The following is a 14,141-nucleotide window of genomic DNA, read 5'->3' as shown; positions in this document are numbered from 1 at the left end:
CGCCACGGTGCGTAAAGCCGTGCGGGGGCCTTGTGGAGCCCCGCCCCGCGAAGAGATATCTTGATGTCAAGCAATGTTGCAGACGTGGAGCGGAGCACCCGGTGACTGACTCGACCATCATCTATACGCACACCGACGAGGCCCCTGCCCTGGCGACGTACTCGTTCCTGCCCGTGATTGAGGCCTACGCCTCGACCGCAGGCGTCACGGTCGAGCGCCGTGACATCTCCCTCGCGGGCCGGATCATCGCCAGTTTCCCGGAGCGGCTGAAGGCCGAGCAGCGTATCGATGACGCACTCGCCGAGCTGGGCGAGCTGGCCAGGACGCCCGGCGCGAACATCATCAAGCTGCCGAACATCTCGGCCTCGATCCCGCAGCTCAAGGCCGCCATCGCCGAGCTCCAGGAGCAGGGCTACGCGCTCCCGGACTACCCGGACGACCCGCGCACCGACGAGGACAAGGACGTCCGCGCCCGCTACGACAAGGTCAAGGGCAGCGCCGTGAACCCGGTGCTGCGCGAGGGCAACTCCGACCGCCGCGCCCCCGCCTCCGTCAAGAACTACGCCAAGGCCCACCCGCACCGCATGGGCGCCTGGACGGCCGACTCGAAGACGAACGTCGCCACCATGGGCGTCGACGACTTCCGCTCCACCGAGAAGTCCGCGGTCATCGCCGAGGACGGCACGCTCCGCATCGAGCTGCACGGCGACGACGGCGCCACCACCGTGCTCCGCGAGTCCGTACCCGTCCTCAAGGGCGAGGTCGTCGACGCGGCCGTCATGCGCGTCGCCGCGCTGCGCGAGTTCTTCACCGCGCAGGTCGCCCGCGCCAAGGCCGAGGGCGTGCTGTTCTCCGTGCACCTCAAGGCCACCATGATGAAGGTCTCCGACCCGATCATCTTCGGCCACGCGGTCCGCGCCTTCTTCCCGAACACCTTCGCCAAGTACGGCGAGCAGCTCGCCGCCGCCGGCCTGACCCCCAACGACGGCCTGGGCGGCATCCTCAAGGGCCTCGGCTCGCTGCCGGACGTCGGCGCCGAGATCCAGGCGTCCTTCGAGGCCGAGCTCGCCGAGGGCCCCGCCCTCGCGATGGTCGACTCCGACAAGGGCATCACCAACCTGCACGTCCCCAGCGACGTCATCGTCGACGCCTCCATGCCCGCCATGATCCGCACCTCGGGTCACATGTGGGGCCCGGACGGCGACGAGGCCGACACCATCGCCGTCCTCCCGGACAGCAGCTACGCCGGTGTCTACCAGGTCGTCATCGACGACTGCCGCGCCAACGGCGCCTTCGATCCGGCCACGATGGGCTCGGTGCCCAACGTCGGTCTGATGGCGCAGAAGGCCGAGGAGTACGGCAGCCACGACAAGACCTTCGAGATCCCCGCCACCGGCACCGTGCGCGTCGTCGACGCGAGCGGCGCGCTCGTGCTGGAGCAGGCCGTCGGCGCCGGCGACATCTTCCGGATGTGCCAGACCAAGGACCTGCCGATCCAGGACTGGGTCAAGCTCGCTGTCACCCGCGCCCGCGCCACCGGCAACCCGGCCATGTTCTGGCTGGACGAGACCCGCGCGCACGACGCCAACCTGATCGCCAAGGTGAAGACGTACCTCGCCGACCACGACACGGACGGCCTGGACATCTCCATCAAGTCCCCGGTCGAGGCCACTGCCTTCTCCCTGGAGCGCATCCGCCGCGGCGAGGACACCATCTCCGTCACCGGCAACGTGCTGCGTGACTACCTCACCGACCTCTTCCCGATCCTGGAGCTCGGCACCAGCGCGAAGATGCTCTCCGTCGTCCCGCTGATGAACGGCGGCGGCCTCTTCGAGACCGGTGCGGGCGGCTCGGCCCCCAAGCACGTCCAGCAGCTCGTCAAGGAGAACTACCTGCGCTGGGACAGCCTGGGCGAGTTCCTGGCTCTCGCGGTCAGCTTCGAGCACCTGGCCACCACCACGGACAACGCGCGGGCCCAGGTCCTCGCCGACACCCTGGACCGGGCGACCGGCGCCTTCCTCAACGAGGACAAGTCCCCGAGCCGTCGCCTCGGCGGCATCGACAACCGCGGCAGCCACTTCTACCTGGCCCTCTACTGGGCCCAGGAGCTGGCGCAGCAGACCGACGACGCCAAGCTCGCCGAGGCGTTCGCGCCGCTCGCCAAGACCCTGTCCGAGCAGGAGGAGACCATCGTCGCCGAGCTGATCGCGGTGCAGGGCTCCCCGGCCGAGATCGGCGGCTACTTCCAGCCCGACCCGGTCAAGGCCGCGGCGGTCATGCGCCCGTCCGCCACGTTCAACCAGGCGATCGCGTCCCTCGCGTGACCCTTCGCAGTCCGCTTCACCGCATGACCGCATGACCGCTTTATCGCTCCGCCCCGGCAGGCCCCGCGCCCGCCGGGGCGGTTCGCGTTCCGGGCCGATCCGGAATCGGACCAATCCGCCGGTCCCACGGCTCCGAATGACCACCGTGAGGATCACCCGGACAGCCCTGACCCGCGGCACGCTCGCAGCCCTGAGCGGACTGCTGGCGGGATTCGCCGCCCTGACCGTCGCCGAACTCGTCTCGACGGCCGTCAGGCCGGAGGCGAGCCCCGTGACAGCGGTCGGCGGAGCGGCCATCGACCGGACGCCCGCCGGGGTGAAGGACTGGGCGATCCGGAACTTCGGCGAGAACGACAAGTTCGTCCTGCAACTGGGCATCGTCGTCACCCTCGCCCTCTTCGCGGTCGCCGTCGGCCTGTTGGCGCTGCGCCACCGTCGTACCGGCTCCGCCGCCGTCCTCGCGTTCGGTGTGGTCGGCGCCGCCTCGGCCGTCAGCCGCCCGGACTCCACCGGTGTGGTGGACGGGCTGCCGTCGCTGGCCGGCACGGCGGCCGGGGCGATCCTCCTGTACGTCCTCGTCGGCACGCTCACCCGGCCGCGCCGGATCGCGGGGGAGGAAAGCGCGGGGGAGGAACAGGACGACGAGGGTGGCTGGGACCGGCGCGGCTTCCTCATCGCCGCCACCGCGGCGGCCGCCGCCTCCACCGCCGCCGGAGCGGTCGGCCGGACGCTCAACGGCCGCAGCGCCCAGGACGCCGTCGCCTCCCGTGAGGCCGTCACGCTGCCCACCCCGGCCTCGCCCGCCCGGCCGACCCCGGCGGGAGCGCAGCTGCGGGTTCCCGGCCTCCCCCCGTTCACCACGCCCAACGACAAGTTCTACCGGGTCGACACCGCCCTGGTGATCCCCAAGGTCGACGCGAACAGCTGGCGGCTGCGGATCCACGGCGAAGGCGTACGCCAGGACCTGGAGTTCACCTACCAGGACCTGCTGAACCGGCCCCTGATCGAACGCGAGATCACCCTCTGCTGCGTCTCCAACGAGGTCGGCGGCCCCTACATCGGCCACGCCCGGTGGATCGGCGTACGCCTCGCCGACCTGCTCAAGGAGGCGGGCGTCAAGCCGCCGTCCCGGGGCGGAAAGGCGGACCAGATCATCGCCCGCTCGGTGGACGGCATGACGCTCGGCACCCCCGTCGAGGACGTCATGGACGGCCGGGACGCGATGCTCGCCGTCGGCATGAACGGTGAACCGCTGCCCTTCGTCAACGGGTTCCCCGTCCGCATGCTCGTGCCCGGCCTGTACGGGTACGTCTCGGCCTGCAAGTGGATCGAGGACATCGAGCTCACCACGTTCGACACGTACGACGCGTACTGGGTGAAGCGCGAGTGGGCCCGCGAGGCCCCGATCAAGACCCAGTCCCGGATCGACACCCCCAAACCCTTCGGCCGCCCGGAGGCCGGCACGGTCATGGTCGCCGGGGTGGCCTGGGCCCAGCACCGCGGGATCGAGAAGGTCGAGATCCGCGTGGACGACGGCCCCTGGCGCCCGGCCCAACTGGCCGAGCAGGACACCGTCGACACCTGGCGGCAGTGGTCCTACCCGTGGAAGGCGACGCCCGGCGGTCACACCCTGACCGTCCGCGCCACCGACCGCACGGGCGAGGTCCAGACCGAGAAGCGCACCAAGACCGTCCCCGACGGTGCGAGCGGCTGGCACTCCGTCGTGGTCACCGTCGACTGACCCCAACAGACCTCCCATCCCCACCAACCATCTCCACCCGCCATCCCGACCAGTTCATTTCACCTACCGATGCGCATCCCCCTTCCGACCATTCAGGAGAGTTCCATGAACGCCCTTCGCCACCGCCGTGCAGCCGTCGCCGTCGTCGCCGCCGTACTGCTCCCCCTGTCGCTCGCCGCCTGCTCCGATGACAGCTCGGACAAGGCGTCCGACAGCTCCTCCGCTGCGGGATCGACCCCCGAGGAGTCGAAGCCGGCCGCCGGTGACGACGCCACGACCGACAAGCCGTTCGGCCCGGCCTGTGCGACCGTCCCGAAGGACGGCGCGGGCAGCTTCGACGGCATGGCCCAGGACCCGGTCGCCACCGCCGCGTCCAACAACCCCGAACTCTCCACGCTGGTCACCGCCGTGAAGAAGGCCGGCCTGGTCGACACCCTCAACAACGCCCAGAACATCACCGTGTTCGCGCCGACCAATGATGCCTTCGCCAAGATCCCGAAGGCCGACCTGGACGCGGTCCTGGCCGACAAGGCGATGCTCACCAAGATCCTCACCTACCACGTCGTGGGCGAGAAGCTGGCCCCGCAGCAGCTGGAGAGCGGCACCTACGACACCCTGGAGAAGAGCACGCTCACCACCTCGGGCTCCGGCGAGTCCTACAAGGTCAACGACACCGCCAACGTGGTCTGCGGCAACGTGCCCACCGCCAACGCCACGGTCCACATCATCGACACCGTGCTGATGCCGAAGTAGTCGACAGGGCCGTCGAACGTCGGCCGCCCCGCTGCGCCAGGACCGCGGTCAACCTCCAAGGTCCCGTCCGCAGCGGGGCTTTCGCGCCCTCACGGCCCGAAGACCTTCGCCAGCGCCTCCTTCAGTCCGCCCACCGTCGGCGGACGGAGGCAGGCGGTCAGATACCCGTCCGGGCGTACGACGAACGCCGCGCCCTCGCCGGCCCCGTACCGGAGCGCGAACTCGCCCCGGCTGTCGTGGTGATGCGGGAACCCCGTCGCCCCGCCCGGGGCGTCGGCGGGCAGGACCCAGTGCGTCTCCATCCGGCCGCCGGTCAAATCCCGTGCCGCCGCTGCGAGATCGGCGGGCACGTCACCGGCCGGGTGGTGGCCGTACCCCAGCAGGATGTGACCGCGCCCGCGCAGCAGGTCGTAGAGCCGCACCGGGTAGGCGGCGATGTCCCCGGTGAGTCCGCCGCAGTCCGGGGCCCGGTCGCCCGGCCGGAGCGCGGCCTCGTCGCCCGGAGGCAGCGGTGTCACGATCGGGCTCTCCCGGTAGCCGACGAGGAGTTGGGCCTCGCGCAGCAGCAGCGTCTCCACGTCCGTCGGGTCCGCCTGCACCCCCTCGGCGGCGTGCCGGACGGTCCGGCCCACCACCTCCTCGCCGACCGGGTGCCGCTCCGCGTCGTAACTGGCCGGCAGGTGCGGGTGCGCCGCGTCCCCGACGGCCAGGGCCAGCTTCCACGCCAGGTTGCAGGCGTCCTGGATCCCGGTGTTCATGCCCTGGGCGCCGGTCGGCGGATGGATGTGCGCCGCGTCCCCGGCGACGAACACCCGGCCCTCCCCGTACCGGTCCACCAGCCGGTGGCTGATCCGGAACACCGACGACCAGCGCAGCGCGGACGCGGTCACCGGCTCCGGCGCCAGCCGGTCCAGGACCTTCTGGATGTCGGCGAGGCCGGGGGCCGTGCCGCCCTCCAGGCCGTGCGCCACCCCGTCCCCGCCGCCCGCAGGACCGGTCGCCTCCACCTGCCGCGCGGCGGACAGCTCAGGCGGCACCAGCATTGACATCCGGTAGCGGCCGTTCCCCGGCAGCGGGATGCAGACCAGCAGATCGTCGACCGCCCCGTCCTCGCCGCGGTGCATCGAGCGCACCCCGTACCCGGGCGGCAGATCCCACCCCACCTCCACATCGGCGAGCATGTACTCCTCCGGGAACGCACCGCCCTCGAAGGTGAGCCCGAGCCCCTTGCGCACCACGGAGTGCGCCCCGTCGCACCCGACCAGGAACCGGGACCGGACCTCCTCCTCGACGCCGGCCGCGGTCGTGAGTCGGCTGGTCACTCCGGCGGGATCCTGGGCGAACGCCACCAGCGCGGTCGAACGCTCGATCCCGGTGCCCCGGCGCCCGAGGAACTCCTCCAGAAGGCGTTCGGTGTCGCACTGCGGCAGCGCGGCGAAGCCGTACGGCACCTCGGGCGGCAGGGCCAGCTCGATCCGGCCCTGCTCGGCCCCGTTCACGTAACTCAGCTGCCCGCGCATCGGGACCGCCGCGTCCAGCACCTCCCGCACGAGGCCCATCCGCTCGAAGAGCTCCAGGGTGCGCGGCTGGATGCCCACCGCCTTGGCGTACGGCAGCCGGGCGGGCAGCCGGTCCACGATCCGGCAGGCCACCCCCGCCCGCCGCAACTCGACGGCCAGCGTCAGGCCGACCGGGCCCGCGCCCACCACCAGGACGTCCGTCGATTCGCTGCGTGCCACCGGGGTCTCCCGTCGTGGGCCCCCCGCGTACGGTCCCCTCCATCGTCCTGCCCGTGGCGGCCATCGGCACCCGGGCGGTCCTCAGCCTCCCGCAGGCGGGGTCATCGCCCATCGGATGGTCCTGGTCAGCGCCTTCCCGGCGGGCCGCACGCAGACCTCCTCGACCCCCGGCACCCGGGGCAGCCGCAACGGCTCCCGGGCCCACGGCGGGAGCGCGGCCACGGCGTTTGCGGCGAGTACGGCGTACGGGGGACGGACCGGCCAGGGCAGCGGCGGGTGCAGAAGGATGAAGCGGGCCGCGTCCAGGGCCTCCCGGGTGGCGCGCAGCTCCGGGCGGTAGGCGGCGATGCGTTTTGCCAGTTCCGTCCGGTCGTGCGGCGGGTCGGGGACGCCGAGGGCGTGCGCCACCGTCGCCATGTCGTGGATGTAGCCGTCGCACCCGGCACCGTCCAACGGCCGTGCCCCGTACCGCTGATGGGCCCGCAGGAAGCTGTCCACCTCGGCGACGTGCACCCAGCACAGCAGATGTGGATCCGCCGCGTGGTACGGCTCCCCGGAGGGCGCGATCCCCCGCACTCCCTCGTGCACGGACCGTACGCGGTCGACGGCTTCCTGGGCGTGCTCGGCCGTGCCGAACGTGGTCACCGCCAGAAACGTGCTGGTCCGCTGGAGCCGCCCCCACGGATCGCCCTTGAACCCCGAGTGGCCGGCGACGGCGGCCATGGCGAGCGGGTGCAGCGACTGGAGGAGCAGGGCGCGCAGCCCGCCGATGAACATGGACGCGTCCCCGTGCACCCGGCGCACCGGCCGGTCCGGGCCGAACCAGCGGGGGCCTGGGGTGTTGTGGATCCGGGCCCGGTTCTCCGGCCCGGAAGGCCCCGCCACCCGGGCGAACAGGCTCCTGCCGAGCCGTTCCCGCACTCCGGAGCCGGACGCTGTCTTGTCCATACGACCCAGTATGCGGCGGCGCCCGCCCGCCGAGGGGTTCCTACGGCACCCGGGCCGTCCACTCCGGCGTGGCGAACTTGGTCCGTACGAGCTCCTCGGCGCGCGCCAGCTCGGCGGCCGTCACGCTGCCCCGGGCCAGGCCGTGCCGCTTGCGGAACGACTCGATCATGCGCTCGATCACCACCTGGCGCGGCAGGCCGGTCTGCCGCCGCAGCGGGTCCACCCGCTTCTTCGCCGACCGGGTGCCCTTGTCCGACATCTTCTCCTTGCCGATGCGCAGCACCTCCAGCATCTTGTCGGCGTCGATGTCGTACGCCATCGTCACGTGGTGCAGCACGGCCCCCGGCCCGCCGTCCGGCCCGACCACCCGCTTCTGCGCGGCCCCCGCGATCTTGCCGACCTCGGTGGCGATGTCGTTGAGCGGCTGGTACCAGGCCTTGATGCCCATGTCCGCGAGTGCTTCGAGGACCCAGTCGTCCAGGTAGGCGTAACTGTCGGCGAAGGACAGCCCCGACACCAGTGCCTGCGGGACGGCGAGCGAGTACGTGATGGTGGAGCTGGGCTCGGCGAACATCGCGCCGCCGCCGGAGATCCGGCGCACGACGTCCACGCCGTGCCGCTCCACACCCGCCGGATCCACCTCGTTGCGCAGCGACTGGAAGCTGCCGATGATCACAGCGGGGGAGTCCCACTCCCAGACCCGCAGCGTCGGCGGCCGCACCCCCGCCGCCACCTCGGCGGTGATGACCTCGTCCAGCGCCATGTGCAGCGCGGGCGACTGCGGGGCCTCGTGGATCAGCTGCCAGTCGTAGTCGCTCCACTCGGTGGCCTGCGCGAGCGCCCGGCGTACGGCGATGGCGACGCCCTCCGCGCTCAGCCCGAGTATCACCGTGGAGTCGGGCAGCGCCGCCTCGATCCGGGCCGCGAGCCCGGCGGAGTCGGTGTTGGCCGGAGCGCCTTCCAGCGCCGCGTCGATCGCGAGGATCGCCTCGTCGGGTTCGAGGAAGAAGTCCCCGGCGACCCGGACGTTCCGCAGCGCCCCGCCCGCCACCTCCAGGTCCACCACGACCAGCTTGCCGCCGGGAACCTTGTACTCACCGTGCACAGCACCGCCTCCAGCTCGGAATCTCTCTGCCCGGCTCGGTGATGAGCCGGACACATCCGGCTATAACGCGCGCGGGGGCGTCGATCATCCCCCGCTCATGCGTCGGTGCGCGTGGGGACTGATACATCGTTGGGCGCCCTAGTAAGTCCACCCCGCCCCGCCCCTGGCATGATCGGCCGACATGGCAGACATGGCTGGAATGAGCGACGCACCCCGGCACATCCTCGTCATCGGCATGGGCGCCGGCGATCCCGACCACCTGACCCTGGCCGCGGTGAAGGCCATGCGCCGGGCCGACGTCTTCTTCGTGCTCGGCAAGGGCAAGGAGAAGGAGTCCCTGACCCGGCTGCGGCGCGACATCCTCGACGAACACCTCACCGGCCCGTACCGCGTGGTGGAGGCCGACGACCCGTGGCGCGACCGCACCCAGCAGGACGCCGGGCGCTACACCTCGGCCGTGCACGACTGGCGGCAGCGGCGCGCCGACATCTGCGAGCGCCTGATCATCGAGGAGCTCGCACCGGGGCAGTACGGAGCCTTCCTGGTCTGGGGCGACCCGGCCCTGTACGACAGCACGCTCGCGATCCTCGACGACATCCGGGCGCGCGGCACGGTGGAATTCGGCCATGAGGTGATCCCCGGCATCAGCAGCGTCTCCGCCCTCGCCGCCCGGCACCGCGTCACCCTGAACCAGGTGGGCCGCCCCGTCCACATCACCCCGGGCAGGCGGCTGGCGCAGGGTTTCCCCGAGGACGACGGCGACATCGTCGTGATGCTCGACGGCCACGAGAGCTTCACCCATCTGACGGGCAGGGGCCTGTGGATCCACTGGGGCGCGTACATCGGCACCCCCGACGAGATCCTGGTCTCCGGCCCGCTCGACGAGGTGGCCGGTGAGATCAGCCGCCTCCGCGCCGAGGCCCGCGAACGGCACGGCTGGATCATGGACACCTACCTGCTGCGCCGGGCGCCGGACGACAACCTCTAGGGGCCGAGTCGAGGCGCGGGCGGCGGGGGCCTCCGCACCTCGTCGTCGGACCGGTGGGGTGTCAGCGCCGGGTCTCGTGCGCCCGGATCACGCCGAGTCCGTGCCCCAGGCTCGGGCATTCGGCGGTCAGGTCGTCGCCCCGCACCAGGTAGTTGTGCACCCGGCCGTCCGTGGGCCGTTCGATCGCGCGATACAGCGTGCCGTTCACGGTGATCGTCCAGTCGTCGCCGTCCTGGGCCCACCCGACTGTCTTCTTCATAGGGCGATGTTCCTTTCCTCGGTCGGCCTCGCCGCGGGTCGGCGGCCGTGTAGTGGGAAGAAGAACGGCTTGTGACGCTCCGTGGTTCCGCGTTCTCTACGCCATTCGGTTACATCTGGGTCACTGCCTCCGCACAGTCGAGACGAGCGACCTGACCGAGGGTCAGGAAAGGGGTGGCGAACAGTCGAACGGTCGGGGAACGTGCGTCGCCCGCCATCGAGTAGTCAGTGTCTACTCGATGGTGCTGGAAGTTCCTCATGGGAGACGAAGCCCCTCTGCGGGAGCGACTGGTGGACGTCGGCGCCGACATGCTGGCGACCGAGGGGATCGGGCGTTGGGGCTGCGGGAGATCGCCCGGCGCGCCGGGGTCTCGCACGGCGCCCCGCGCCGCTACTTCCCGACCCACCGCTCGCTGCTCTCCGCCGTCGGGGGGCGCGGGTTCGACGCGTTGAAGGACCGGCTCGACGCGGCCGTCGACCCGGCCGGGGATCCGCGTACACAGGTGTGCCGCCTCGCCGAGGCCTATGTCGGATTCGCCGTCGAGCACCGCCCGATGTTCGAGCTGATGTCCCGTCATGACCTGCTGGAGAGCGGGGCGATGCAGACGGGGCAGACGAACTGCCCAGACTGCGGGACAAGACCCTCCCGATGTCGCGTCGGTCGTCGCGCTGATCGCCCGCCACCGGCAGGACGCCGTCCGGGCAAGGCCGCCCGGGCCCGGGCCCGGGAGCGCCCCGGATGCCGTGGCTCCGCGCCCCGAGGACGCCCCCGCCGCCGTGGCCGCCGTCTTCTGGGCGAACGTCCACGGCATCGCCCAACTGTGGAGCTGGGGGAGCCTCTCCCTCACCCTCGGCGTCCCCGCACCGGGCGACGCGCACGCCACGAGAGCCTCGCTCCGCTCATCGCCCGGACCGTCGACGCCCACCTCGGACCGGCGAACCCGTGACCGCCCCCGCGGCAGCCCCGGTACGGCCTCGGCTCGCCCTCGCGCGCAGTGTCGCCGGGGCGATGATCGTCGCGCTCGACGGTTCCGTCCTCATGGTGGCTCAGCCCAGCCTCCAGCGCGACCTCTCCGCGACCCTCGCCCAGGTCCAGTGGACGAGTACGGCATACCTCCTGGCGGGGGCGAGTCTCCTCGTCCTCGCCGGACGCCTCGGGGACCGCTACGGCCACAGCCGCCTCCTCCTGATCGGATCCCTCGGTTTCGGGGCCGCGTCCGCGGGCATCGCCGCGGCGCCCTCGATCGGCTGGGTCATCGCGCTGCGCGCCGTACAGGGAGTGTTCGGGGCCCTGTTGCAGCCGGCGACACTGGCCCTGCTGCGCCAGGTCTACCCGCCGGACCGGCTCGGACCGCCGGTGGCCCTGCGGACGGCGCTCCTGGTGCTCGCGGCGACGGCCGCGCTCGCGCTGGTCCCGGCGGCGATGCTGCCGGGCGCGCAACGGCGTGGCGGGCCACCGGAAAGCGCCGACCGGAAGGCGGCGGAACCGATCCCGTGTCCCACATCACCGTCCGAAGTCTGAACAACGGTGTGCGCCCGGCGGTCGTCCCCTTAGGGTGGCCGGTGCAGCTGGTTCGCCCTGTCAGCCGGACAGGGTGTCGTAAGAGGGAACCCGGTGGGAATCCGGGACTGCCCCGCAGCGGTGAGTGGGAACGACCGCCGTCATACGCACTGGGCCCGGCCGGGTCTGGGAAGCGACGGCCAGTAGGTGTCTGCCCCGGCAGACGTGCCCGCGAGTCCGAAGACCTGCCCGTTGCCCGCACGCGACCGTTCGCGTGCGGAGTTCCCGGTGACCTCGTGGGCGGGTCGGCGCAACCGTCAGGTGGACGGACACGGTTCTCCGTGTCCCGGTGTCCGCCCGGCGCGTCGTTCCTTCGCGTCCGCGTCCCGTCCCGGGATCTGCACCGCAGACACGCTCGCGAAGGAGAGTCACGTGACAGCGAAGCCCGAAGCCGCGGCAGCACGGGCCACCGTGTACGGCTACCCCCGCCAGGGACAGAACCGTGAACTGAAGAAGGCCATCGAGGGCTACTGGAAGGGCCGCGTCACCGCGGACGCCCTCCGGCAGACCGCCGCCGACCTGCGCCGGGGTACCTGGCAGCAGCTTGCCGAGGCCGGAGTCCACGAAGTGCCGACCGGTGATTTCTCGTACTACGACCATGTCCTGGACACCAGCGTCATGGTCGGCGCTGTCCCCGAGCGGCACCGTGACGCGGTCCGCACCGACGCCCTCGACGGTTACTTCGCCATGGCCCGGGGCACGCAGGACGTCGCTCCGCTGGAGATGACGAAGTGGTTCGACACCAACTACCACTATCTGGTGCCCGAGTTGGGGCCGGACACGGTGTTCACCGCCGACTCGGCCAAGCAGGTCGCCGAGTTCGGCGAAGCCCTCGCGCTCGGCCACACCCCGCGCCCGGTGCTGGTCGGCCCCGTCACCTACCTCCTGCTCGCCAAGGCGGCCCCCGGCGTGGCACCGGACTTCGAGCCGCTGACCCTGCTGGACCGGCTGCTTCCGGTGTACGCGGAGGTCCTCGCCGACCTGCGTGCGGCCGGCGCCGCATGGGTCCAGCTGGACGAGCCCGCCCTCGTCCAGGACCGCACCCCGGCCGAGCTGAACGCCGCCGCCCGCGCCTACCGCGAGCTCGGTGGACTCGCCGACCGGCCGAAGCTACTGGTCGCCTCCTACTTCGGGCGGCTCGGCGAAGCGCTGGGAGTCCTGGCCAAGGCCCCCGTCGACGGCTTGGCGCTCGACTTCACCGAGTCCGGCGCGGGCAACCTCGACGACCTCGCGGCGGCCGGGGGACTGCCCGGCAAGCGGCTGGTCGCCGGTGTCGTCAACGGCCGCAACATCTGGATCAACGACTACGAGAAGTCGCTCACCACCCTCGGCACCCTCCTCGGCCTCGCCGACCGGGTCGACGTCTCCGCCTCCTGCTCCCTGCTGCACGTCCCGCTGGACGCGGACGCCGAGCGCGACATCGACCCGCAGATCGCCCGCTGGCTCGCCTTCGCCAAGCAGAAGACCGAGGAGATCGTCGTCCTGGCCCGCGGTCTGTCCGCCGGCACGGACACCATCACGGCCGAACTCGCCGCCAACCGCGCCGACCTGGCCTCCCGCACCGACGCCGTCATCGCCCGTGACCCGGCCGTACGCGCCCGTACGGCGGCCATCACCGACGCGGACGGCCGCCGCTCCCAGCCGTACGCCGAGCGGACGCTCGCCCAGCGGGCGCACCTCGGGTTGCCGCTGCTGCCGACCACCACCATCGGCTCGTTCCCGCAGACCACCGAACTGCGCACCGCGCGCGCCGATCTGCGGGCGGGGCGGATCGACGAGGCCGGGTACGAGGAGCGCATCAAGGACGAGATCCGCGAGGTCCTCTCCTTTCAGGAGAAGGCCGGGATCGACGTCCTGGTGCACGGCGAGCCCGAACGCAACGACATGGTGCAGTATTTCGCCGAACAGCTCACCGGCTACCTCGCCACCCAGCACGGCTGGGTGCAGTCGTACGGCACCCGCTACGTCCGCCCGCCCGTCCTCGCCGGGGACATCTCGCGCCCCGAGCCGATGACGGTGCGCTGGACCGCGTACGCCCAGGCGCTGACCGAACGCCCCGTCAAGGGCATGCTCACCGGGCCGGTCACCATGCTCGCCTGGTCCTTCGTCCGTGACGACCAGCCGCTCGGCGACACCGCCCGCCAGGTCGCTCTCGCCCTGCGCGACGAGGTGAACGACCTGGAGGCGAACGGCACTTCGGTGATCCAGGTGGACGAGCCCGCGCTGCGCGAGACGCTGCCGCCGCGGGCCGCCGAGCACGCCGCGTACCTGGAATGGGCGACGGAGTCCTTCCGCCTCGCCACCGCCGGGGTGCGGCCGGACACCCAGATCCACACCCACATGTGCTACGCGGAGTTCGGTGACATCGTCCAGGCCATCGACGACCTCGACGCCGACGTCATCAGCCTGGAGGCCGCCCGCTCCCACATGCAGGTCGCCCGCGAACTGGCCGCCCACGGCTACCCCCGCGAGGCCGGACCCGGCGTCTACGACATCCACTCCCCGCGCATCCCCAGCACCGAGGAGGCAGCGGCCCTGCTGCGCAAGGGACTTGAGGCCATCCCGGCGACACGCCTCTGGGTGAACCCCGACTGCGGCCTGAAGACCCGCGGCTGGCCCGAGACCCGGGCCTCCCTGGAGAACCTGGTCGCCGCCGCACGGGAGATCCGCGCGGCGCTGCCGGACGAGGCCGCGTGATCCGGGCCCGGTGCGGGCGGCCACCGC

Annotated in this window: 10 protein-coding genes, 1 pseudogene and 1 riboswitch; of the genes and pseudogenes, 7 read left to right on the top strand and 4 right to left on the bottom strand. The window is 71.9% G+C overall.

What is annotated here, in order from left to right; genetic code table 11:
* The first annotated feature begins 101 nt into the window (after positions 1 to 101).
* From ACFWM7_RS02030 to ACFWM7_RS02020, 3 genes are all read left to right on the top strand, one after another.
* Positions 102 to 2,324 carry an NADP-dependent isocitrate dehydrogenase gene (locus ACFWM7_RS02030; protein WP_383253936.1) on the top strand — a complete coding sequence of 741 codons (2,223 nt, stop codon included), beginning with the start codon at positions 102 to 104 and terminating at the stop codon, positions 2,322 to 2,324.
* 136 nt (positions 2,325 to 2,460) lie between these two features.
* Positions 2,461 to 4,065 (top strand): molybdopterin-dependent oxidoreductase, encoded by a 1,605-nt coding sequence (locus ACFWM7_RS02025; protein ID WP_383253935.1) that lies wholly within the window; start codon positions 2,461 to 2,463, stop codon positions 4,063 to 4,065.
* A 105-nt stretch (positions 4,066 to 4,170) separates the two neighbouring features.
* Complete coding sequence (locus tag ACFWM7_RS02020) at positions 4,171 to 4,818, top strand: fasciclin domain-containing protein (RefSeq protein WP_383253933.1); 648 nt, start codon at positions 4,171 to 4,173, stop codon at positions 4,816 to 4,818.
* Positions 4,819 to 4,907: 89 nt separating this feature from the next.
* Here ACFWM7_RS02020 and ACFWM7_RS02015 read toward each other — a convergent pair whose 3' ends face one another.
* The 3 genes from ACFWM7_RS02015 to ACFWM7_RS02005 form a co-directional block, all read right to left on the bottom strand.
* Entirely contained in the window at positions 4,908 to 6,557 is a 1,650-nt protein-coding gene (locus tag ACFWM7_RS02015; RefSeq protein WP_383253930.1) for an FAD-dependent monooxygenase, read from the bottom strand.
* 81 nt (positions 6,558 to 6,638) lie between these two features.
* On the bottom strand, positions 6,639 to 7,505 hold the full coding sequence (locus ACFWM7_RS02010; protein WP_383253927.1) for an oxygenase MpaB family protein: 867 nt from the start codon (positions 7,503 to 7,505) through the stop codon (positions 6,639 to 6,641).
* Positions 7,506 to 7,545: 40 nt separating this feature from the next.
* Positions 7,546 to 8,610, bottom strand: a complete 1,065-nt coding sequence (locus ACFWM7_RS02005; RefSeq protein WP_383253924.1) for a biotin/lipoate A/B protein ligase family protein — start codon at positions 8,608 to 8,610, stop codon at positions 7,546 to 7,548.
* 199 nt (positions 8,611 to 8,809) lie between these two features.
* Here ACFWM7_RS02005 and cobF point away from each other — a divergent pair, with 199 nt between their 5' ends.
* Positions 8,810 to 9,598 carry a precorrin-6A synthase (deacetylating) gene (gene cobF / locus ACFWM7_RS02000; RefSeq protein WP_383254059.1) on the top strand — a complete coding sequence of 263 codons (789 nt, stop codon included), beginning with the start codon at positions 8,810 to 8,812 and terminating at the stop codon, positions 9,596 to 9,598.
* 61 nt (positions 9,599 to 9,659) lie between these two features.
* Here the strand turns inward: cobF and ACFWM7_RS01995 are convergent, their stop codons facing one another.
* Positions 9,660 to 9,857, bottom strand: coding sequence for a hypothetical protein (locus ACFWM7_RS01995; protein ID WP_030084228.1), 198 nt, complete (start codon positions 9,855 to 9,857; stop codon positions 9,660 to 9,662).
* A 238-nt stretch (positions 9,858 to 10,095) separates the two neighbouring features.
* Between ACFWM7_RS01995 and ACFWM7_RS01990 the strand changes: the two genes are divergently transcribed.
* The 3 genes and pseudogenes from ACFWM7_RS01990 (at position 10,096) to metE (ending at position 14,114) form a co-directional block, all read left to right on the top strand.
* Positions 10,096 to 10,803, top strand: coding sequence for a TetR/AcrR family transcriptional regulator (locus tag ACFWM7_RS01990; RefSeq protein ID WP_383253918.1), 708 nt, complete (start codon positions 10,096 to 10,098; stop codon positions 10,801 to 10,803).
* Between the two features lie 62 nt (positions 10,804 to 10,865).
* A pseudogene (locus tag ACFWM7_RS01985) lies at positions 10,866 to 11,267 on the top strand (MFS transporter); the annotation flags it as partial.
* A gap of 190 nt (positions 11,268 to 11,457) precedes the next feature.
* Positions 11,458 to 11,604, top strand: a riboswitch (cobalamin riboswitch).
* Between the two features lie 185 nt (positions 11,605 to 11,789).
* The gene (metE, locus tag ACFWM7_RS01980; RefSeq protein WP_383253914.1) at positions 11,790 to 14,114 is read left to right on the top strand and encodes a 5-methyltetrahydropteroyltriglutamate--homocysteine S-methyltransferase; all 2,325 of its coding nucleotides are present in this window, start codon (positions 11,790 to 11,792) and stop codon (positions 14,112 to 14,114) included.
* Positions 14,115 to 14,141 lie beyond the last annotated feature (27 nt).

Origin of the sequence: Streptomyces sp. NPDC058375 (assembly GCF_042723425.1) — a bacterium.
In the GTDB taxonomy this organism is placed as follows: Bacteria; Actinomycetota; Actinomycetes; order Streptomycetales; family Streptomycetaceae; genus Streptomyces; species Streptomyces durocortorensis.
The sequence above is the reverse complement of the archived record's forward strand: the minus strand, read 5'-3'. Positions and strand labels throughout refer to the sequence as shown.

Excerpts from the sequence above, each read along its gene's own strand:
- ACFWM7_RS02025 (WP_383253935.1), top strand. The coding sequence starts at position 2,461 with ATGACCACCGTGAGGATCACCCGGACAGCCCTGACCCGCGGCACGCTC.
- ACFWM7_RS02020 (WP_383253933.1), top strand. The coding sequence starts at position 4,171 with ATGAACGCCCTTCGCCACCGCCGTGCAGCCGTCGCCGTCGTCGCCGCC.
- ACFWM7_RS02010 (WP_383253927.1), bottom strand. The coding sequence starts at position 7,505 with ATGGACAAGACAGCGTCCGGCTCCGGAGTGCGGGAACGGCTCGGCAGG.
- cobF (WP_383254059.1), top strand. The coding sequence starts at position 8,810 with ATGAGCGACGCACCCCGGCACATCCTCGTCATCGGCATGGGCGCCGGC.
- ACFWM7_RS01995 (WP_030084228.1), bottom strand. The coding sequence starts at position 9,857 with ATGAAGAAGACAGTCGGGTGGGCCCAGGACGGCGACGACTGGACGATC.
- ACFWM7_RS01990 (WP_383253918.1), top strand. The coding sequence starts at position 10,096 with ATGGTGCTGGAAGTTCCTCATGGGAGACGAAGCCCCTCTGCGGGAGCG.